The sequence below is a fragment of the Lentzea sp. CA-135723 genome, assembly GCF_050936595.1.
GTDB lineage: Bacteria > Actinomycetota > Actinomycetes > Mycobacteriales > Pseudonocardiaceae > Lentzea.
Window position 1 is genome coordinate 3,027,184 of record NZ_JBNJMK010000001.1, and the last position, 20,782, is coordinate 3,047,965.

General features: G+C 69.6%; 19 protein-coding genes and 1 pseudogene. 12 read left to right on the top strand and 8 right to left on the bottom strand.

Annotated elements, in window-relative coordinates:
• Window positions 1-239: 239 nt before the first annotated feature.
• From ACQEU1_RS12920 to ACQEU1_RS12940, 5 genes are all read left to right on the top strand, one after another.
• The gene (locus ACQEU1_RS12920; RefSeq protein WP_433199889.1) at window positions 240-527 is read left to right on the top strand and encodes a hypothetical protein; all 288 of its coding nucleotides are present in this window, start codon (window positions 240-242) and stop codon (window positions 525-527) included.
• A 363-nt stretch (window positions 528-890) separates the two neighbouring features.
• Entirely contained in the window at window positions 891-1,808 is a 918-nt protein-coding gene (locus ACQEU1_RS12925) for a LytR/AlgR family response regulator transcription factor (protein WP_433199892.1), read from the top strand.
• Window positions 1,805-2,206, top strand: coding sequence for a hypothetical protein (locus tag ACQEU1_RS12930; RefSeq protein ID WP_433199895.1), 402 nt, complete (start codon window positions 1,805-1,807; stop codon window positions 2,204-2,206). Before ACQEU1_RS12925 ends, ACQEU1_RS12930 begins: the two co-directional genes overlap by 4 nt.
• Window positions 2,203-3,945, top strand: coding sequence for a cation acetate symporter (locus ACQEU1_RS12935; RefSeq protein ID WP_433199898.1), 1,743 nt, complete (start codon window positions 2,203-2,205; stop codon window positions 3,943-3,945). Before ACQEU1_RS12930 ends, ACQEU1_RS12935 begins: the two co-directional genes overlap by 4 nt.
• Before the next feature lie 14 nt (window positions 3,946-3,959).
• Window positions 3,960-5,135: a sensor histidine kinase gene (locus tag ACQEU1_RS12940; RefSeq protein WP_433199901.1), complete on the top strand. Its 1,176-nt coding sequence runs from the start codon at window positions 3,960-3,962 to the stop codon at window positions 5,133-5,135.
• Between the two features lie 879 nt (window positions 5,136-6,014).
• On the opposite strand, the pseudogene ACQEU1_RS12945 reads toward ACQEU1_RS12940, so the two are convergent.
• Window positions 6,015-6,371: pseudogene (locus ACQEU1_RS12945) on the bottom strand (transposase); the annotation flags it as partial.
• Window positions 6,372-7,123: 752 nt separating this feature from the next.
• On the opposite strand from ACQEU1_RS12945, the gene ACQEU1_RS12950 reads away from it, so the two are divergent.
• The 3 genes from ACQEU1_RS12950 to ACQEU1_RS12960 all read left to right on the top strand — a co-directional run bounded on the left by ACQEU1_RS12950 (window position 7,124) and on the right by ACQEU1_RS12960 (window position 10,170).
• Window positions 7,124-7,942: a metallophosphoesterase family protein gene (locus tag ACQEU1_RS12950; protein ID WP_433199904.1), complete on the top strand. Its 819-nt coding sequence runs from the start codon at window positions 7,124-7,126 to the stop codon at window positions 7,940-7,942.
• Between the two features lies 1 nt (window position 7,943).
• Window positions 7,944-8,588, top strand: a complete 645-nt coding sequence (locus ACQEU1_RS12955) for a 4'-phosphopantetheinyl transferase family protein (protein WP_433199907.1) — start codon at window positions 7,944-7,946, stop codon at window positions 8,586-8,588.
• 103 nt (window positions 8,589-8,691) lie between these two features.
• Entirely contained in the window at window positions 8,692-10,170 is a 1,479-nt protein-coding gene (locus ACQEU1_RS12960; protein WP_433199910.1) for a glutamate--cysteine ligase, read from the top strand.
• Between the two features lie 704 nt (window positions 10,171-10,874).
• Here ACQEU1_RS12960 and ACQEU1_RS12965 read toward each other — a convergent pair.
• A complete protein-coding gene (locus ACQEU1_RS12965) occupies window positions 10,875-12,854 on the bottom strand; it encodes a cellulase family glycosylhydrolase (RefSeq protein ID WP_433199913.1) in 1,980 nt (659 codons plus the stop codon).
• Window positions 12,855-13,011: 157 nt separating this feature from the next.
• Here ACQEU1_RS12965 and ACQEU1_RS12970 point away from each other — a divergent pair, with 157 nt between their 5' ends.
• The 4 genes from ACQEU1_RS12970 to ACQEU1_RS12985 are packed head-to-tail and all read left to right on the top strand — an operon-like array spanning window position 13,012 to window position 17,042.
• Window positions 13,012-14,073 carry an AAA family ATPase gene (locus ACQEU1_RS12970; RefSeq protein WP_433199916.1) on the top strand — a complete coding sequence of 354 codons (1,062 nt, stop codon included), beginning with the start codon at window positions 13,012-13,014 and terminating at the stop codon, window positions 14,071-14,073.
• The gene (locus ACQEU1_RS12975) at window positions 14,070-15,683 is read left to right on the top strand and encodes a vWA domain-containing protein (protein WP_433199919.1); all 1,614 of its coding nucleotides are present in this window, start codon (window positions 14,070-14,072) and stop codon (window positions 15,681-15,683) included. Before ACQEU1_RS12970 ends, ACQEU1_RS12975 begins: the two co-directional genes overlap by 4 nt.
• Window positions 15,683-16,351, top strand: a complete 669-nt coding sequence (locus ACQEU1_RS12980) for a DUF3800 domain-containing protein (RefSeq protein WP_433199922.1) — start codon at window positions 15,683-15,685, stop codon at window positions 16,349-16,351. Before ACQEU1_RS12975 ends, ACQEU1_RS12980 begins: the two co-directional genes overlap by 1 nt.
• Entirely contained in the window at window positions 16,344-17,042 is a 699-nt protein-coding gene (locus ACQEU1_RS12985; protein WP_433199925.1) for a class I SAM-dependent DNA methyltransferase, read from the top strand. The genes ACQEU1_RS12980 and ACQEU1_RS12985 overlap by 8 nt, the downstream gene beginning before the upstream one ends.
• Here ACQEU1_RS12985 and ACQEU1_RS12990 read toward each other — a convergent pair.
• From ACQEU1_RS12990 to ACQEU1_RS13015, 6 genes are all read right to left on the bottom strand, one after another.
• Window positions 17,035-17,364, bottom strand: a complete 330-nt coding sequence (locus ACQEU1_RS12990) for a hypothetical protein (RefSeq protein WP_433199928.1) — start codon at window positions 17,362-17,364, stop codon at window positions 17,035-17,037. The two genes, ACQEU1_RS12985 and ACQEU1_RS12990, sit on opposite strands and share 8 nt — an antisense overlap.
• A 20-nt stretch (window positions 17,365-17,384) precedes the next feature.
• Window positions 17,385-17,951, bottom strand: coding sequence for a TIGR03086 family metal-binding protein (locus ACQEU1_RS12995; protein WP_433199931.1), 567 nt, complete (start codon window positions 17,949-17,951; stop codon window positions 17,385-17,387).
• The gene (locus ACQEU1_RS13000) at window positions 17,951-18,361 is read right to left on the bottom strand and encodes a hypothetical protein (protein WP_433199934.1); all 411 of its coding nucleotides are present in this window, start codon (window positions 18,359-18,361) and stop codon (window positions 17,951-17,953) included. The genes ACQEU1_RS12995 and ACQEU1_RS13000 overlap by 1 nt, the downstream gene beginning before the upstream one ends.
• On the bottom strand, window positions 18,286-18,993 hold the full coding sequence (locus ACQEU1_RS13005; RefSeq protein ID WP_433199937.1) for a DUF998 domain-containing protein: 708 nt from the start codon (window positions 18,991-18,993) through the stop codon (window positions 18,286-18,288). Before ACQEU1_RS13005 ends, ACQEU1_RS13000 begins: the two co-directional genes overlap by 76 nt.
• An 80-nt stretch (window positions 18,994-19,073) precedes the next feature.
• Window positions 19,074-19,814 (bottom strand): SDR family NAD(P)-dependent oxidoreductase, encoded by a 741-nt coding sequence (locus ACQEU1_RS13010; protein ID WP_433199940.1) that lies wholly within the window; start codon window positions 19,812-19,814, stop codon window positions 19,074-19,076.
• A gap of 17 nt (window positions 19,815-19,831) precedes the next feature.
• Complete coding sequence (locus ACQEU1_RS13015) at window positions 19,832-20,689, bottom strand: LysR family transcriptional regulator ArgP (RefSeq protein WP_433211467.1); 858 nt, start codon at window positions 20,687-20,689, stop codon at window positions 19,832-19,834.
• Between the last annotated feature and the right edge of the window lie 93 nt (window positions 20,690-20,782).

Consider the following 20,782-nt stretch of genomic DNA (forward strand, 5'->3'; position numbering starts at 1 on the left):
GACGTAACACCAATGCCGCGTTTAGGAGCCGCGTACCCTACGTGACGTCGGGAAACCCGCCGAATAGTTGAAAGCACACACATTTCCCAGTTGAGACAAGCACCAATTGAGACGGAATGCGCAATCGATTGACCGCGCGACGCCGTTGGGGGCAACATCATTGCGCTGCACCACTGAGGGCGGGATATGGTGATGCCCAGTGGGAGGAATTCCTGGCGCAGCCCGGCTGGAGGAGTGAAGTGGACCCGGCACTGGACGCCTTGCGCGACCGGCTGGCGGAGATCGTCGCGTCACCGCCGGACAACACCGAGCAGCTCGTGGACACGCTGAGCGGTCTCGCCAAGCTCTCGAACCAGTGGTCCGAGGCGATCCAGGCGTTGCGCGGCCCCACCCGCAGGTTGATCGGTCCCGCCGCCGCCGCGTCCGTGAGCGTGGCCGCCCGGCGCGCCGAGGAGTCGTTCATCGAGCTGGAGATCACGCTCGGTGACGCCCTCGCCGCCCAGCCCCGGACGCTCCGGCAGCCCTAGCCACCGCGTTCGCCCTTCCCCCGTCGCCGCCTTGTTGACTGACAAAAGCGGACGACGTGCCTGACCAGGCAACTGCACGCTGCGTGATAGCGGCATCGGTCTCCTATCCGAGACACACCCGATCGGAGGGTTTCCGCACGTCCTCCCCCTGGCGGATGATGCGGCCGTTCGGGGTTGCGCGCGCAGGAGGGGGTCACACGCGGTGCACACGCAGTGCGACCGGACCCCCGCGGTGGGTCACCCTCCGTGAGGGGGCATGATCGCGTATCCGACGCCCTCGGCTCACCAGGCGCGCGATGACCGAGCGTGGTCTAATCGCCGCCACGTGAGGATCGGCCGTACACAGTTTGGACTCGATCTCGAATGACCTCAGGTCTGCCCTGCCCCATCTGCGAGGGGCCGGATCGACGTGGCAGCCTCGAGCGCTCGCTGCGGGTGCTCGCCGTCGACGACGAGGCGCCCGCCCTGGAAGACCTCACGTACCTGTTGCGCTCCGATCCGCGCATCGCCCACGTGGAGGCGGTCACCGACGCCACCAAGGCGCTTCGCGTGCTGCACCGCGCGATGGACGCCGGGCAGCCGTTGGACGCGGTGTTCCTCGACATCCGCATGCCGGGGCTCGACGGTCTCGATCTCGCCCGCGTGCTGTCGCGGTTCGCGCAGCCGCCGCCCGTCGTGTTCGTGACGGCGCACCAGCAGCCCGCCGTGGAGGCGTTCGAGCTCAAGGCCCTCGACTACCTGCTCAAGCCCGTGCGGCCGGAGCGGCTCGCGGAGTCCGTGCACCGCATCGTGCACGAGGTCTGGGACTCCAAGGCGGCCGCCGCCGAACCCGCCACGCCCGCGCCGGTGCAGCAGCAGGCCAACGCCACGCCGCCGGAGATGGGTGACGAGGTCATCCCCGTCGAGCTCGGCGGTGTCACCCGCTTCATCCGCCTCGCCGACATCCGGTACGTGGAGGCGCACGGCGACTACGCCCGCCTGCACACCGCGACCGGCAGCGGCCTGGTCCGCGCGGCGCTCAACGGCCTCGAGGAACGGTGGCGCAGCGCGGGTTTCGTGCGCATCCACCGCAGCCACCTGGTCTCGCTCGGCCACATCGACGAGCTGCGGCTGGAGGACGGGCACCTGAGCGTCACGATCGGCGGCGCGGTGCTGCCGGTCAGCCGCCGCCACGCCCGGCACCTGCGCCAGCTGCTCGTGCGCCGCGCCCGGCCCACGCCCGTCGCGGGTCAGGCCGCGTCCGCCGGCGTCCTGCAACCGAGGAACGGGCTGGGGTCGTGACGACGCCGCCACCTCCGCGGCCGGACCCGAAACCGACCCAGCGCGTGGTGGTGACGAGTCCACGCACGCGGGCACCCCGCGCGCGGCGCCCCTACTCGGGCACGCGGGAGATCAACGAGCAGAGCGAGCTCGGCGCCGTGTACATGCGCACGCTGATCCGCGCGCAACGGCAGCTGGGCCTGTCGGTCTGCCTGGTGGCGTGCGGCGCGCTGGGCCTGCTGCCGCTGCTGTTCGCGATCGAACCGGAGCTCGGCAGGTTCCGGATCCTCGGGCTCGGGCTGCCGTGGTTCCTGCTGTGCGTGGCGACGTGCCCGATGCTGCTGCTGGCCGGCTGGTTCTACGTGCGGCAGGCCGAACGCAGTGAGCGCGAGTTCGCGGAGCTGGTCGAACGTCCATGACCAGTGGTTACGCCATCGTGGCCGTGGTGGTCGTCGCGCTCGGCACGATCCTGGTCGGCACCTACGGACTGCGGGTCTCCCGCACCACGTCCGACTTCTACGTCGCCTCGCGCACGGTGTCGCCGTGGTGGAACGCCTCCGCGATCGGCGGCGAGTACCTGTCGGCGGCGTCTTTCGTCGGCATCGCCGGGCTGATCTTCGCCTACGGGCCGGACATGCTGTGGTTCCCGGTCGGCTACACCGCCGGGTACCTGGTGCTGCTGACGATGGTCGCGGCGCCGCTGCGCCGTTCCGGCGCGTACACGCTGCCCGACTTCGCCGAGGCGCGCTTCCGCTCGCGGGGCGTGCGCGTGGTGGCGTCGATCCTGGCGCTGGCGATCGGCTGGCTGTACCTGCTGCCGCAGCTGGAAGGCGCGGGCCTGACGCTGAACACGGTGACGGGCGCGCCGGACTGGGTGGGCGCGCTGATCGTCACGGCGGTCGTGACCGCGAACGTGATGTCCGGCGGGATGCGGTCGATCACGTTCGTGCAGGCGTTCCAGTACTGGCTCAAGCTCACCGCGATCACCGTGCCGATCGCGTTCCTGATCGTGGCGTGGCAGGTGCAGGGCGCCGACTCGCTGACGAGGCCCGAGTACCCGACGTTCCGGCAGGACACCGAGGTCGCGTTCCAGCGCACGACGATGATCCACGCCGAGAAGTCCATCTACGTGAAGGGCACCGGCCAGATCGACGACGTGAAGATCGAGAACGCCGGGTTCACGCTCGTCGACGGCTACCACCGCATCGGGCAGGGCTCGGAGTTCACGTTCCCGAAGGACGCGCCGGTCCCCCACCTGTCCACGATGGAGCACAACACCAACGAGATGTGGTCGCTGCCGATGTCGAGCGGCCAGGACTTCCCGTTGTACGGCGCGTACTCGCTGATCATCGCGACGTTCCTCGGCACCATGGGCCTGCCGCACGTGATCGTGCGCTTCTACACCAACCCGAACGGCACGGCGGCGCGCCGCACGACGTTGATCGTGCTGGGCCTGCTGTCGGTCTTCTACCTGATGCCGCCGATGTACGGCGCGCTCGGCCGCCTCTACACACCCGAGCTGCTGATGACGGGCCAGACCGACGCCGTGGTGCTCGTCCTGCCCACCCGGATGATCGACGGCATCGGCGGCCAGCTCCTGGGCGCGCTGGTGGCGGGCGGCGCGTTCGCGGCGTTCCTCTCCACCTCGTCGGGCCTGGTGGTGTCGCTCGCGGGCGTGCTCTCCCAGGACGTGCTGCGTCTCGGCGGTGTGCGCGGCTTCCGCATCTCCACGGTCCTGGCGGGCCTCGTTCCGCTCGCGATGACGTTCGTGTCGACCGGGATGCCCGTCGCGGACATGGTCGGCCTGGCGTTCGCCGTGGCCGCGTCGTCGTTGTGCCCGTTGCTCATGCTCGGCATCTGGTCGACCAGGACGACCACCATCGGCGCCATCGCCGGCATGCTCGCTGGCGGCGTCCCCGCCCTGACCGCGGGCCTGGTCACGATGTTCGCCGACACCGGCGACGCCTGGTACGAGATCCTGCTGTCCCGTCCCGCCGCGTGGACGGTCCCCCTCGGCTTCACCGTGATGTACGTCGTCTCGCTGCTCACCCAGCGCCACACACCGCCGGGCGTGCAGCAGACGATGGTCAAGCTCCACGCGCCCGAGAACCTCGGGCTCGACGGCTCCGGCAACTCCCAGGCCGACGAGCGAAGCTAGAAGGTGACGCCCCGATGCAAGACTTCCTCACCGCGGCCGCGATCCTGATCGTCGGCGGAGCAGCGGTCCTCGTCCTGTGGCGAGGCACGCGCAACAAGCAGCAGCTCTCCACCGAGGCCCAGCGCGTCACCTACGAAACCCTCCACACGGCCTGGTCGGCGGCCCCGCCGTTGCGCGCGGGCCTCGTCCCGGACGCGGCGAAGAAGTCCGCCAGGCACCTCCGCACCTTGCTCGACACGCCGGCCCTGGCTTTGACCGACGAGACCGAGGTGGTCGCCTGGGAGGGCGTCTCCGACCACCACGCGGCCGACGCGATGGCACAGGCGGAGGACGTCTTCCACACGGGCCGCACCCAGGCGTTCGACATCGGCTGCTCGGAACCGAACTGCCCGATCAACTGCGCCGTCGTGGCACCCCTGACCGTCGAGGGCCGGGTGGTGGGCACCCTCGCCGCCTACTCCCGCGAGGCCTCGGCGGGCCTGGTCCGTGCCACCAACCAGGTGGCCCGCTGGGCGGCGGGCCAGCTGGAACTGGCCGAGCTCGACCGCTCCCGGACCCGCCTGGTGGAAGCCGAGGTGCGAGCCCTGCGGGCCCAGATCTCCCCGCACTTCATCTACAACTCGCTCTCCGCCATCGCCTCCTACGTCCGCACCAACCCGGAGCGCGCCCGCACCCTCCTGCTGGACTTCGCCGACTTCACGCGCTACTCGTTCCGCCGCCACGGCGACTTCACGACACTCGCCGAGGAGCTGCGCTCGATCGACCAGTACCTGGCCCTGGAACGAGCCCGCTTCGGCGAACGCCTCAAGGTCACCCTCCAGGTCGCCCCGGAAGTCCTCCCGGTGACGGTCCCGTTCCTCTGCCTCCAGCCGCTGGTGGAGAACGCGGTCCGGCACGGCATGGAGGGCAAGGTGGAACCGGGCCACATCCAGATCTACGCCAACGACGGCGGCGCCGAAGCCCACATCACGATCGAGGACGACGGCATCGGCATGGACCCCGAGAAGCTCCGCCGCACCCTCGCGGGCCAGGTGGACGAGTCGGCGGGCATCGGCCTGGGCAACATCGACGAACGCCTGCGCCGCGTCTACGGCGACGAGTACGGCCTGGTGGTCGAGACGGCCTGCGGGCTGGGCACGAAGATCACGGTCCGCGTCCCCAAGTACCACGCGGGCATCAACGGCATGTGACCCGCGCGGGGCAGCCGTCCCCGCAGCGCGCACGACCGCAGGCAAGACCGCAGGCTTGCGCAGGGGTCCCCTTCGATGTTGGCTCCCCCGCGACCCAACGTACTCAGAGGGTCTGACAGTCCGGCTGAGCGCGATGAGCGGCTGGCGAGCGAGCGGGTAGCAGAGCGCGGAAACCGGGTCTGGGCAAGACGGGTCTGGGCAAGACCAGGTCACCAATGGCTTTAGGGCCTGGCGAAGCCGAAGGCGAGCCCGACCGAGCGCGCGCTCAGGGCAATGGCGCAGCCGAGCCCAGCCAGGACCCAACGCAATGCCGAAGGCGAGGCGTCCGTCCCTCTCACCGCCGTCAAACCGGTGTGGTGACGCGCCCACCCAACTCAGCCACGCACGCGAAGAGATTGGGGCTTGACTTTGGGTGCGAGGTGCTACCACTTGTGGCTCGGCCGGGCGTTCTTCCCGGCCTTTTCCGGTCCGTCCAGCGCCTCGCAAGGGCACCGAAGTCAAGCCCCAATCTCTATCGACGCGCCAGCGGCGATGACTCAACCACGCCCGTCAATGCCTGAGCGACCACCAACTCAACGCGACCAACCCGAGCAACCCGGCCACCCCGCTGGAACCGGAACCAGCCAGCGCAACCCGCACCCGCACAACCCACACCCGCACAGCCCCTGCCCAACGCCCGCTGAACCCGCGACGAGCGGTCCACCGGCACGATGAGCGGTCATTCGTTAGCCAGGCAAACAAGAAGCCGGAGCCACCCCCAAGGTGACTCCGGCGGGCCTTGCCCCCTGAACGGATCTTGCTCCCCCTGAACGGATCTTGCTCCCCCTGAGCGGGTCTTGCTCCCCTGAACTACCCGAACTCAGCCGGCACCCAGACTCAGCTGGCGGCCTTGGCCGCGCGGCGGTCGGCGGCGTCCAGCACGGCCCTGACCCAGTCGACCTCGTCGGCCCCGCAGGCACCCTCGGCCACGGCCCGCCGGAGCCGGACCCACAGGCCCAGGTCGGTCCACTCCTGGAACCGCCGGTGCACGGTGGGCACGGTGACCCCGAACGACGCCGGCAGGTGCCGCCAGGCGCAGCCGGACGACAGCACGAACACGATCGCCGTGAACACGGACCGGTTGCACACCCGGCCACGTCCGCCGCCCTGGCGCCGCACCTTGGCCGGCGGGATCAGCGGCTCTACCAGCGCCCACAGGTTCGCGGAGACCAGCCGCGACGACAGCTGCTCGATCACGTCGCCGCGTCCGGCCTCGACGCCGTGCTCACCGGACGGCCACGAGGTGGAGCGCATCCAGGAGTCGGTCCGCGGGGCCACGTCGGCGGGCCGCGGGTCCTGGCGGGCGGACTCGGCGCGCTGGCGGGAGCGGAGCAGGGTGGCGAGGGCGGTGTCCTCGGCCGTCGTGCGGCGCTGCGGCACGGCGTACGCCTGGTGCTGCTGGGCGTGCCGGGCGATCTCGGCGCCGACCGTGCGGCGGAACGACGGGTTGCCCGCGAGGCGCGGGTCCACCGGCTGGCCGTAGCGCACCGGCACCTGGCCGACGGGCTGACGTGCGGCGGCCGGCATCTGGCCCACCGGCTGGCGCGCGGTGACCGGGACCTGGCCGGTCATCTGGCCGGGCGCGGGCTGACGTGCCGGCACCGGGCGCCCTGGCACCTGACGGGGCGGGACCTGGCGCGCGAGTCGCGGGTCCGGGGTGCGAGCGAACTGTGAGTCGGTCATGGTGTGGTCCTCCGCCAGGACTTTTCCGTCAGGTGATGGCACTCACAGTAAGAAGGCGGCCAGAAAACAGGTAAGTACGTAGGCCATCAAAGGCGATGAACGGGCGTGCGGTGGCGATGCGCGGCCCGCCCTGTTGAGACGAGTGGCGCACGGTCTGCGACGAACGGATAACCGGTCGTGTGGCTGGTGACACGACCGGGTGACACCTCTCTGTCTGAATCGGGCGGTAATGATCCAGTCGTTGACGACCCGGTTACCTTCGACATGTGAAGCTCTTGGCCACCAGCGACCTGCACGTCTCGTACCAGGACAACCGCGATGTCGTGGAAGCGCTCTCTTCGTCTGACGAGAACGACTGGCTGATCATCGCCGGGGACATCGGCGAGAAGTTCGCCGACATCGAGTGGGTGCTGCGGACACTCCGCCCCAGGTTCGCGAAGTTGATCTGGTCACCGGGCAACCACGAGCTCTGGACCACCAAGGACGACCCCAACCAGGCGCGTGGCGAGATGCGCTACAAGCAGCTCGTCGAGCTGTGCCGCAGCCTGGACGTGATCACTCCCGAGGACCCGTACGTGACGTTCGACGGTCCCCAGGGACCCGTCACTGTCTGTCCACTGTTTCTCGGCTACGACTACTCCTTCAGGCCACAAGGCGCCACGGACGTGAAGTCGGCGCTCGCCATCGCGCACGAGGCGGGCGTGGTGTGCACGGACGAGTACTTCCTGCACCCCGACCCGTACCCGTCGCGGGAGGCCTGGTGCCAGGCGCGCGTGGCCGAGACCGAGGAGCGGCTCAGCGCGATCAGCGGTCCGACGGTGCTGATCAACCACTACCCGCTCGTGCGCGACCCCACGTTCGTGCTGCGCTACCCCGAGTTCGCGCTCTGGTGCGGGACCGCTCTCACGGCGGACTGGCACCGCAGGTTCAACGCCGTCGAGATGGTCTACGGCCACCTGCACATCCCCCGGACGACGCGCTACGACGGCGTGCGCTTCGACGAGGTCTCGCTCGGCTACCCGCGCGAGTGGAAACCACGCGGCACCACCAGGGTGAAGCTGCACGACGTACTGCGGGAGTCCTGACGTGCTGGAGCAGCTTCTTCCCCCGCCCATCGCGGCGGTGGAGCGGTACAACGACGACATCCCCGTCGAGCTCTTCCCCGCCGAGGAGGAGCTCCTCGGCAACTCCGTGCCGAAGCGCCGGTTCGAGTTCAGCACGGTGCGCGCGTGCGCCCGCGAGGCGATGGCGTCGCTCGACGTCGAACCGGCCGCGATCCTGCCGGGCCCGAAGCGCGAGCCGCTGTGGCCGGCAGGTGTCGTCGGCAGCCTCACCCACTGCGCCGGGTACCGGGCCGCGGCGCTCGCGCGGTCCAGCGACTACGAGACGATCGGCATCGACGCCGAACCGCACCAGCCGGCGCCGGACGGTGTGCTCGGCGCGATCGCGATCCCCGCGGAGCTGCGCAGGATGCCCGGGCTGAAGGCGGACGACCCGAAGATCTGCTGGGACCGCCTGCTGTTCAGCGCCAAGGAGTCCACCTACAAGGCGTGGTTCCCGGTCACGAAGCGCTGGCTCGGGTTCGAGGACGCCGACATCACGCTCAACGCCGACGGCACGTTCCACTCGCGCATCCTGCTGCCCGACACCCCGATCGCCGGGTTCGACGGCCGCTGGCTCGTGCAGGGCGAGCTCCTGCTCACCACGATCGCCGTGCCCGCGCGAAACTGAGGTTTCGGCCTGTCCTGTTCGGGGGAACAAGACACACGGGTGTCGGATTGATCAACCATGGTGCACAGTGGTGTTGTGAACCCTCGACCGCCGGGAGGCCACCATGGGCGAGGACGTCGCGAAGCACGAGTTCACGCGCGAGGACCGCACGCGGTACCGCACGAAGGTGCGCCGGTGCCTCGACGTGTTCGCGCGGATGCTCCGTGAGGCGAGGTTCGACTTCGAACGGCCGATGACCGGCCTCGAGATCGAGATCAACCTCATCGACGAGAACTGCGACCCGGCGATGAAGAACCACGAGGCCCTGGACGTCATCGACGACCCGGACTTCGTGACCGAGCTCGGCCAGTGGAACATCGAGATCAACGTGGCCCCGCGCCGCCTGGCGGGCGGTGGCATCACCTCCTTCGAGGAAACGGTCCGGCGCAGCCTGAACTCCGCCGAGGAGAAGGCGCGCGCGGTCGGCGCGCACATGGTCATCAACGGCATCCTGCCGACGTTGCGCTCCCGGCACATCGCCCCTGACCTGCTCTCCAGCAACCCGCGCTACGCGTTGTTGAACGAACAGGTCCTGGCCGCCCGCGGCGAGGACCTGCAGATCTCGATCGACGGCGTGGAGCGCCTGCACCTCACCGCGAGCTCGATCGTCCCCGAGGCGGCCTGCACCAGCACGCAGCTCCACCTCCAGGTCTCACCCGAGCAGTTCCCCGCCTACTGGAACGCGGCCCAGGCCATCGCCGGCGTGCAGGTCGCGGTCGGCGCCAACTCGCCGTTCTTCCTCGGCAAGGAACTCTGGCGCGAGACCCGCATCGCCCTGTTCCAGCAGGCGACCGACACCCGGGGCGACGAGCTCAAGGCCCAGGGCGTGCGCCCGCGCGTGTGGTTCGGCGAGCGGTGGATCAACTCGATCTTCGACCTGTTCGAGGAGAACGTCCGCTACTTCCCCGCACTGCTGCCGATCACCGACGACGAGGACCCGCTGGCCGTCCTGGACAAGGGCGACACCCCGGCGCTGAACGAGCTGAAGCTCCACAACGGCACCATCTACCGCTGGAACCGCCCGGTCTACGACGTGGTCCGCGACCGCCCGCACCTGCGCGTGGAGAATCGCGTCCTGCCCGCCGGACCGACCATCGTGGACACCCTCGCCAACGCGGCCCTGTACTTCGGCCTCGTACGAGCGCTGGCGGAGGACGAACGTCCACTGTGGTCGCAGATGAGCTTCCAGGCGGCCGAGGAGAACTTCAACGCGGCCTCCCGCAACGGCATGGACGCCCAGATGTACTGGCCGGGCGTCGGCACCGTGCCGGTGGTCGAACTGGTCCTGCGGCGACTCCTTCCTCTCGCGCACGAGGGGTTGATCAGGTGGGGCGTGGACTCGGCCGAGCGTGACCGGCTGCTCGGCGTGATCGAGCAGCGGTGCCTGACCGGCGTGAACGGCGCCACGTGGCAGGCGCGGGAGTTCCACCGGCACTACGACCACACGCACCTGGACCGCGCGGATGCGTTGCGGACCATGCTGCGGACCTATGTGGACCTGATGCACGCCAACGAGCCCGTGCACGCCTGGCCACTCACGTGAGGCAGAGCTGACAGGTGGGGTGGGCCGCGCCGGCCAGCGGGGCTGCAGGGGCGGTGGTTGGGCTCCCGGCTGTCGGTGATGGGTGGACTGCCGGTGCAGGTGGGCTGTCGGGGCGGTGGTCGCGGGGCCGGGCTCTGGCTGTCGGTGGCGGGACCGCGGTTGTGGGCGGTTCCGGCTTTCGGTGGCGCGTTGGCGGGTGGTGGTTGCGACGCCGGCCGGTGGCCAGGTGTCGTTGGGGCAGCGGTCACGGGGGCAGCGGTCGGGGCAGGTGGGTTCTAGAGTTCTGCGAGCTGTTGTCGGGTGGGGTCTGGGAGCCGTGTCGAGTGGACTCCGGGCGTGTGCGGTGGGGTGGCTCCAGGTTTCGGGGCGGCCGCAGTGGACTGCCCCGGGTGCTGGTGGTCGCTTGATCGGCGCAGGCTGCACCGGCGCGCACGCGAGAACAGGCGGCGTGCCGCGGCGGTGGTGTTCGAGCAGGCGAACTCGGCCCGCTGACGCGGCACCGGGCAGGCTCACTGCTCAGGATCAGGGGCGGCGGGGCGCTTCCAGCGAAGAGCGCCTCGACCACCGGCAAGACCCAAGCTAGCAGCCCGCACTGACAAGAAATGACGGCTGTCCACAAGCTGCGACCCGCGGCGCCAAAGACGAGAGCGGTGCGGCGAGTTCTCGCCGCACCGCTCTGCGCTCGGTCTAGCCGGGGTGGAACGTCAGGACGTCGGGAAGTTGTCCGGGGTGCGCATGCGTTCGCGCACCCAGACGCCGGCCGGCTTCAGGACGTTGGTGCCCGCGAAGGTGGTGCCCGCGCAGGTGCCGGTCTTGAAGACGGCGCCGGTGAGGCCGTCGTCGGAGAAGTTCCAGTTGGCCCACGAGATCTTCTTGCGCTCCATCAGGTCGATGTACTTCTGCGACATGGTGAAGTCGTTCGAGCCGCCGCCGGAGGCCGCCTGGGTGCCGAACTCGGTCACGAAGACCGGCACCTGGGACGAGACCTGGTCGAGCACCTGGAGGTACGCGTCCCGGTGTGCCTGGGCGTAGAAGTGGAACGAGTACATGAAGTTCGTGGCGTTGACCCGGTTGTTGAGCACCTCGGACGGGCTGTCGCCGTCGGAGTGGCCGAAGGTGGACCAGCCGTTGGTGCCCGAGACGATGAGGCTGTCCGGGTCGATGTTGCGGATGACCGGGATCATCTGCTCGGCGTAGGACTTGACCCGCGCCCACGACGTGCCGTTCGGCTCGTTGGCGATGTCGTAGATGATGTTGGTCTTGTCCTTGTGGCGCTGGGCGATCTCCGTGAAGAACGTCTTGGCGCGCGCCAGGTTGTAGTTCGGGTCGCCCGGCGAGAGCTGGTGCCAGTCGACCAGGACGTAGATGCCGCGGCGGGTGGCTTCCTCGATGTAGCCGTGCATCAGGTCCGTGAACTTGCGGGGGTCGGTCTCGTAGCCGTCTTCCTGGATGTACATGGCGACGCGGATGAAGTCCGCGTTCCAGTCGGTCGTCAGCGCGTCCCACCACTGGGGCTTGGAACACTGGTGGTACCACTGGATGCCGTGCGTGCTGGCGCCGCGGAGCTGGATCGGCTTGCCGTACTGGTTGCACAGCTGCACGCCGCACACCCGCAGCAGGCCGTTGATGTCGTGCGGCCTGGTGCCGCCGCCGCCACCGGGCTGCGTGCGCACCGTGACGGAGTTCGAGGCGCCGGACTGGTTGCCCGCCGCGTCCCGCGCCCGCACGGTGAAGGTGTAGTCGGTGTTCGCCGTCAGACCGGTGACGGTGTGCGTGGTGCCGGTGACCGTCTGGCCGTTGGACAGCGCGTACCCCGTGACGCCCACGTTGTCCGTGGAAGCGTTCCACGCCAACGAGACCGAGGACGACGTGGAACCGGTGGAGCGCAGGTTGCCGGGGACCGAGGGGGCTTCGGTGTCGCCACCGCCGCCGCCGGGTTCCGTGCGCACCGTGACGGACTCCGACGCACCGGACGTGTTGCCCGCCGCGTCACGCGCCTGCACGGAGAAGGTGTACTCCGTGTCCGGCGAGAGGCCGGTGACGGTGTGCGAGGTGCCCGAGACCGTCTGGCCGTTGGACAGCACGTACCCCGTCACGCCCACGTTGTCCGTGGAGGCGTCCCACGCCAACGAGACCGACGAGGAGGTGGCCCCGGTCGAACGCAGGTTGCCCGGCACCGAGGGCGCCTGGGTGTCCGGCGTGCCGCCGCCGGGGGTGTCGACGTCGATGCGGTCCAGGTTCGGACCACCGTTCGCCGAGGACGACACCGTCCTGATGGTGTTGCTACCCGCCTTGAGGCCGAGCGTGATGGTCTTCGTGTTCCACGTCGTCCACGCACCCGTGCCGGGGAAGGACCAGCCGCTCTGCTTCAGGGTGTCGTTCAGGTAGATGTTCATGGGACGGTTCGTCGACGTCCCGTTCGCGTACCTGAACGTGATCTTGGCTGCCGCGGAGGTGGGCGAGTTGACGGTGAACTCGACCGCGCTGCCTGACGCGTTGTCGTAGTTGACGAAGCCCGTGCCGGTGAAGCCGGCGTGGTTCGACTCGACGACACCGTTCGTGATGGTCGCGTTCTCCGCCTGGTACTCGATCACGGCGGCGTTGGCGACGGTCGGAACGACGACGGCCGATACGACGGAGACTGCTAGTGCTGCCGGCAGAGCCAACAACAAGGGTCTGGCCACAGGGTGCCTCCTGTGTAAGGGGGACAGCAGGGCGCGGCGGCGATTTAGTTAAGAAGGTTTCCTATCAGTGGTGGCTTGAATCACAGCACTAGACCACTGCCCGTGTCAATAAATTCGGGCGACCGGAACAAGTCGGATTTGGGATGCTCCTGCCCTGATGCGATCCACAGTCACCGTGACACCAGCACAGCTTCCGGAGGTGCTGCTGCACGTCGCCGTCGTCCGACCGGTCTTCCTCTGGGGAGCACCGGGTATCGGCAAGTCCTCACTCGTCCGCAAGTTCGCCGCCGAGCTCGGCCTGGAGTGCGTCACGCTGCTGGGCACCCAGCTCGCGCCGGAGGACCTCATCGGAGTTCCGGAACTCGTCGGTGGCCGAAGCCGTTTCGCCCCACCGGAGTCCATCGCGCGGCACGACCCCTACTGCCTCTTCCTCGACGAGCTGAACGCGAGCGCCCCCGAGGTGCAGAAGGCGTTCTACTCGCTGATCCTCGACCGGCGCATCGGCTCCTACGAGCTGCCGAAGGGCTCGATCGTGATCGGCGCCGGCAACAGGGCGGTCGACAACGCCCTGGCGCGTCCCATGGCGTCCGCGCTCGTGAACCGCATGATCCACGTGCACCTCACGGCGTCGTCGCGCGACTGGCTCTCGTGGGCGCGCGAGAACGACATCCACCCTTGGGTGCTGGAGTACCTGACCCAGCGCCCGGACCACCTCTGGAGCGCCGCGCCGAAGGTCGAGGAGACGTTCTCCACGCCCCGCGGCTGGCACATGCTCTCCGACGCGCTGCACTCGTTCGGCGACGACATCTCCGAGGACCTGCTGGGCGTGCTCGCGTTCGGCACGGTCACCGCGAACCACGCGTCGATGTTCAAGGCGTACGTCAAGACCGTGCGCAACGCCTACGGGCTGGACGCCGTGCTGCGCGGCGACACCCGCTGGCCGTCGGCTCCGCAGGACCGCGACCTGCTGTACTTCCTGGGCGAGGCGTTCCGGGCGCGGCTGGTCAAGGAGCTGCCGCACGACAAGGCGCACGCGTCGGCGGCGGGGAAGCAGCTGGCGCACCGGGGAAAGGCGTTGCTGCTCGAACTGGCAGAGCTGTCGCTGGAGGTCGCGCAGATGGTGATCGCGGCCGACGACGACGGCAACCCCGTGCTGCCCGCGTGGTTCCTCGTCGAGGTCACCCGTGACCTGCCGCGGCTGGTCGCCGCACGCGGATGAGCAAGCGTGGCAAGGCGCACGTCGACCCGGCGGTGCTGGCGTTCCAGGCGGCGGACCGGCGGATCGACGCGCATCCGCTGTTCGCCGCCCTCAGCACGTACGTGCGCCGCGACTCAGACCACCCGTGGGCGGACATCTCTCTCGACGGCATGCTGTTCGCTCACCCGACGCGCAAGGCGACCGAGGACGAGTGGGCGTGGGTGTTCGCGCATTGCCTGCTGCACCTGGGTTTCCAGACGCACGACTGCAAGCCGGTGCTGGAGTTCCAGCCCGCGTTGAAGTTCGGCCGCATGCCCGACAGCTGGGACCCGGACCGGTGCGTGCGCGGTGAGGCCTCGAAGGACCCGGACAAGTGGACCAACCGGTTCGCCGCCGGGCTCTCGAACGCCGCCGTGGCCGCGATCGACGTGGCGGGCGGCGCGCGGTCGTCGCTGACGGACGCACGGCCGGTCAAGACGCAGTGGGAGCTCGCGCTCGGCTGGTTCGTGTCGAACTACCCGCTGCTGGGCGCGCTCGCGACGACGATGAAGATCGTGGCGGACGCGGAGCTGGCGCGCGGCTGGGACATCTCGATCGCGGCGGTGTCGGCGGCGTCGGCCGAGATCTACGTGAACCCGTTGGCGGGCTTGACGAAGCTCGAATGGCGGTTCGTGCTCGCGCACGAGATGCTGCACGCCGCGCTGCGCCACTGCGACCGGGTCGGCGGCCGGGACGCGTACCTGTGGAACATCGCGGCGGACTTCGTCGTGAACGGCTGGCTGGTCGAGATGGGCGTCGGCACGGCACCGGAAGGGCTCCTGCACGACCCAGAGCTGCGCGGGCTGTCGGTCGAGTCCGTCTACGACCGCATCACGACGGACCTGCGCCGGTACCGGAAGCTGCACACGTTGCGCGGCAACCACAAGGGCGACCTGCTCGGGGAACCCCTGCGCGGCCCTGCCGACTTCGCCGACCTCGACGACTTCTACCGCCGAGCACTGCTGACCGGCCTGAGCCACCACACGACGGCACGGGGCCTCCTGCCCTCCGGGCTCGTCGAGGAGATCCGCGCGCTGGAGCACCCACCGCTGTCGTGGGACGCCCAGCTGGCGCGGTGGTTCGAGGAGTTCGTGCCGGCGCCGGAGAAACGGCGTTCCTACGCGCGGGCCTCACGGCGTCAAGCGTCCACTCCGGACATCCCGCGGCCCGGCTGGATCCGTCCGGAGACCCTCGACGCGCGGCCGACGTTCGGCGTCGTGCTGGACACGTCCGGCTCGATGGACCCCAGGCTGCTGGGCAAGGCGCTCGGCGCGATCGCCTCCTACTCGGCGGCACGTGACGTACCCGCCGCGCGCGTGGTTTTCTGTGACGCGATGGCGTATGACGCGGGATATCTGCCCGTCGAGGACATCGCGGGCAGGGTGACGGTGCGCGGGCGCGGCGGCACGGTGCTGCAGCCCGGCATCGACCTGCTCGAACGCGCCGGCGACTTCCCCGCCGCCGGGCCGGTCCTCGTCATCACCGACGGCTGGTGCGACGTGCTGCGGATCCGGCGCGAACACGCCTTCCTCATCCCGGCGGGCGCGCACCTGCCGTTCCGCGCGCGCGGCCCCGTGTTCCGGATGTCCTGATGGAGATCGCCTGCGACGAGTCGGGATCCGAGGGCGAGAAGCTCGTCGGCGGCGTCACGGCGGTCTTCGCGCACGCGGGTGTCGCGCTCACCGAAAACGAGGCGAACGGCTGCGTCGAGGAACTGCGCGAGATGATCAAGTCGCCGGCGCAGGAGTACAAGGCGAACCACCTGCTGCGCGAGAAGAACCGCTGGGTGCTGCTGTGGTTCCTCGGCGCGGACGGCCCGCTCGCCGGGCGCGCCCGCGTGCAGCTGCTGGACAAGCGGCGGTTCCTGGCGTCGCGGGTGCGGGCCGAGTTCGGGGCGGTGACCGGGCCGCTGGAGCTCTACAACGACCTGCTGCGCGCCCGAGGGCCGCGCGGCACGCTGGACCCGTTGTTCCCGGCCATCCTGCGGGCGGTCGCGCAGTGGGGCGGGCCGGTGTCGATCGTGCACGACCAGCAGCTGTCGCTGACGGCCGGGCGGATCCGGCAGCTCAAGAAGCTCGCGCCGCGGCTGAAGAGCCTGACGCTGGTCGACTCGCAGTACGACGCACGGGTGCAGGTGGCGGACTTCCTCGCCGGGATCGCCCGGCGGGTCGCCGAGGAAGAGCTGAACGGAAGACCGGACCGAGAGGTGATCGAGTTGTTGATGCCGTTCGTCGTGGGACCGAGGATGTGGCATGCCTGACGCGCTCTTCGCCGACCCGAGACTGGCCGCGGTCTACGACCTCTTCGACGGCAGGCGCGCCGATCTCGTCCCCTACCTGGAGATCGTCGCCGAACTGGAGGCGCGCACGGTGCTCGACGTCGGCTGCGGCACGGGGTGCTTCGGCACGCTGCTGGCCGACGCGGGGCTGACCGTCATCGGTGTCGACCCGGCGCTGGCGTCACTGGAACTGGCACGCGCCAAGGACTCCCGCGTCACCTGGCTGCACGGCGACGCCACGACGCTGCCGCCGCTGCAGGCCGACCTCGCCACGATGACCGCGAACGTCGCGCAGGTCTTCCTCGGCGACGACTGGGACGCCACCCTGCGCGGCGTCCACGCCGCCCTGAAACCCGGCGGGCACCTGGTGTTCGAGTCACGGCGGCTGGAGGCGAAGGCCTGGGAGGGCTGGCGCGTCCCCGTGCAGCGCGTGAAGAACGGCGTGAGCAAACGTCGTGACCTGCTCGCCGTCGACCTGCCGCTGGTGTCCTTCCGGCACACCTACCGCTTCCCGGACGGCACGGAGATCGCCTCGGACTCGACGCTACGGTTCCGCTCCCGCGCCGAGATCGAGGAAAGCCTGACAGCGGCCGGGTTCGAGGTCACCGACGTGCGGGACGCACCGGACCGTCCGGGCCTCGAGCACGTGTTCGTGGCGCGGAAGCTCAGCTGACCAGCGCGGGCTGCTTCCACGCCTGCACCAGCCACGGCAGGATCCGCGGCAGCCGGTCGGCCACGATGTCGTGCAGCACCAGCACGATCCGGCCGGTCCGGTCGGGACCCGCGTCGAGCCACACGACGTGCATCAGCACGCCGGACTGCAGGTCGAGCCCCGCCTCCGCCTCCGCGAGGGCCGCGGGGGTGGCGGCGGCGGGATCCTCGACCTCGTGGTGTGCGAAGCCGCTGCGACACAGTTCCGGATGCAGTTCCACCAGCGAATCCATGGCGGCGGCGAGGCGTCCCACGCCCAGCCCTGCCCGAACCTGCACCGTCATCGTCCTCACATTAGGAGAGCCTAACCTAGGCTCCAGGTGGGATTCCGCCCACTGAGTCCCAGGACACGGTCCAGCAGGGGCGCATTCGAGTCGACCTCGACTGCCGCTCCGAACAGAGAGCCGTCCCGGTCGTCCGGGCCGATCGACGACACGAAGCCGTAGACGACCTGGAGCAGCTCGGGATCCACCTCGAACGGCTGGCCGGTGGCCTTGGCGAGGTCCCAGCCGTGCAGCACGATCTCGTCCAGCGCGACGGCTCCCGCCACCTCGCCGGGCAGGTCGACGCCACCGGCGCGGGTCATCCCCTCCCAGGCGTCGGCAGAGCGCCACGCCTCGGCCAACGAGTCCAGCCGAGCCGGCATCGACTCGCGGAAGTCCAGCGGCAGCCGGGACGCGTCGCCGGAGGCCTGGCCTTCCTTCGGGGTCTTCAGCGCCGCCATCGTGAACGCGACCGACAGGCCGTTCACGTGGTCCAGCAGGTCGCCGACCGTGTAGTCGGGGCACGGGGTCGGCGCCTTCAGGTCGCCGTCCGTCACTCCCCGCACCAGGCCCGCCAGCTGACCGGTCGCAGGCGTCAAGTCGAACATCAGTAGCCGTCTCCTCCCCAGAACTGCTCTTCCAACGTGTCCGCGGTACCGGCGAGCAACTGGAGGGGGTCGGTGAACTCGTGGATGTCGAGATCGGACAACGGCAGCGAGTGCCGCACCACCACGTGCTCCCCCATGATCGCGAGACCGCACGCCACGGTGGAGTTGCCCACCTCCACGAGCACGTCGTGGAGGTTCACCTGGGACGCCAGCCCGCACGGGGAGGCGATCTGGACCCACTCGTGCATCTTGTCGAGGACTTCGCGGACGATGATCACGACCTGCGTGCGCTCGTCGTCACCCTCGTCCTCGTCCCCGAAGGTGAAGAGGATCCTCAGTTCCTCACCGTCGTCGTGGACGACGTCGTACTCGGCGCGGACGTAATCCGCGAGGTCTCCCCAACTCGCCATGGCGCAACCCTACTGGCCGCGACGGCCCACAGCCCGACGACGAGCACGGCGAGCACCTCGGCCGCGAGCAAGATCCTCTCGATGTACCCCAACGGGAACACGCGCCACCACCGAACGTCGGAGACCACGCCCAGCACAACGGCGTAGAGCAGCGGCATGAATGCGACAACGCTCAACAAACCGGACGCGAGAACCCACCTGGCGTGTCGCGACCAGACTTCGTGCCTCAGCCACGGCAGCGCGAGCGCGATGATCGCGACCGGCAGGCTCACGAACGCGATCATGCTGCCGAACCGGTGGATGCTGCCGCTGAGCTCGTTGGTGCCCATCGCCCAGTTGGTCTTGGGGAACAGCACCACGAGGAACAGTCCGAGCGACCAGAGCGTCAGCGCGACCCCGCCCACCGAACGCCAGCGCGTCAGCCCCTTGTGGACCAGCACGTACAGGATCGCCATCGAGCCCGCCGCCAGCAGCAGCACGGCGACGTCGAAGACGGGGCGGTAGTCGCCCAGCGCGTACTCGCTGATCGTGCGGCGCAACGGGCCCACGGTCAGGTCGAGCATCCCGACCATGGCGATCGTCGCCACGACGGCGAGTGAACCGCCGGCGGCGGCTAGACGAGGTATCAGCACATAACGGACAACGCCTGGGTGAACGCGCGGGGTTCCTGGGTTCAGCAACCCGACAGGTTCGCCCCAGCGTTCCGACAGGTTCAGCTCAGGATCGCCCCGCACGTGACGTTGACCTGCGCACCCGTGATCGTGCGACCCCAGTCCGAGGCCGCGAACACCGCCGCCCTGCCGACGTCCCGCAGCGTCGCGGCCCGCCCGAGCGCGGTCTGGCCGACGATGTCGGGTTCGACCTGGTCGCGGAACTCCGCCGGGATCGACTCGGGGACGCCGCCGGTCTGCAAAGTCACCGTGCGCACGCCGTGCGGTCCGAGTTCGGCGGCGAGTTGGCGGCGCATCGCCTCGACCGCGTCGAACGCCGTGACCAGGCCGCCGAGGTTCCACCGCCGGTGCACCTGGCCGTCGCTGGTGCCGCCGAAGAACAGGATGACGCCGTCCTCCTGCCGAATCATGTGCCGGGCGGCGGCACGCGCGGTGAGGAACTTCGAGCGGACGTTCGTGACGACCGGGGCCAGGTAGTCCTCGACGCTCATCTCGTGCAGCGGGGTGCCCTGGACGTCGTTGTCGGAGATGACGTTGACCGAGATGTCGATGCGGTCGAACGTGGCGGCGTGCTCGTCCACCGCGCGTTCGTCCAGCGCGTCGACCACGGCGTACCGGGCGCCGATCGCGGCGGCCTTCTCCTTCAGCGCCGCCTCGGTGCGCGCGGCCAGGTGCACGTCCGCACCCGCGGCGACGAACGCCTCGGCGATCGCGCCGCCGATCGTGCCCGCGCCGTAGATGACTGCGGTCTTCCCGTTGAGGTTCATCGGTTCGCCGGTCATGGCGACGAGGCTAACCCCTAGCGCAACGCCACGCGCGCTTCCTCCATGACAGCGTCGGCGACGGCGGTGAGCGCCGGCGAGTCCAGCTTCCACTGCTGCCAGTACAGCGGAACGGAGATGGTCCGGCCGGGCGCGAGATCGACCAGACCGGCCTGGAGCTGTTGCGGCGGCACCATTCCCCAGCCGAGGCCCGCCACGATCGCCCGCACGTACACCTCCGACGACGGCACGTAGTGGCGGTGTTCGGACGCTCCCCGGCCACGGGTCAGCGTGCGCACGAACCGGTCCTGGAGGTCGTCGTTGCGGTCGAACACGACCACGGGCGCGTCCGGCAGCCACGACTTGAGCTGACCGCCCGCGAACGACTCCACGTAGGACTCCGAAGCCATGGCCGCGTAACGGATCTCGCCCAGCTTGGTCACCGAGCAGCCCGCCACCGGTTCGCGCGACGACGTGACGGCGGCCATCACCAGCCCCTGCCGCAGCAACGCCGTCGTGTGGTCCTGGTCCTCGCGGTGCAGGTCGAACGAGATCCGCGCCGGCAGCGGAACCCGTTGCAGCGCGGGCAGGAACCAGGTGGCGAGCGAGTCGGCGTTGACCGCGATCGGCACCCGGACCACGGCGGACTCCCCCAGCGCCGCGTCCAGGTCCTGGTCCAGCGCCACGAGTTGCCGACCGTAGCGGACCAGCACCTCACCGGACGGGGTGAGCCGAACCGGCCGGGCGCGCACCAGCAGCACCCGGCCGGTTCGTTGTTCCAACGCCTTGATGCGTTGCGAGACAGCGGAAGGCGTGACGTGCAGAGCCGTGGCCGCCGCGTCGAACGTGCCCGCGTCGACGACCGCGAGCAGCGTCCGCACCAGGTCGAGGTCCATCACGGGCGCTAATGGTACGTAAGAACCTGTAGCTGGTCTCATCAGGAACGCGTCAATACCGTGGACCGCGTGACAGACCTGTTCCTCGGCTTC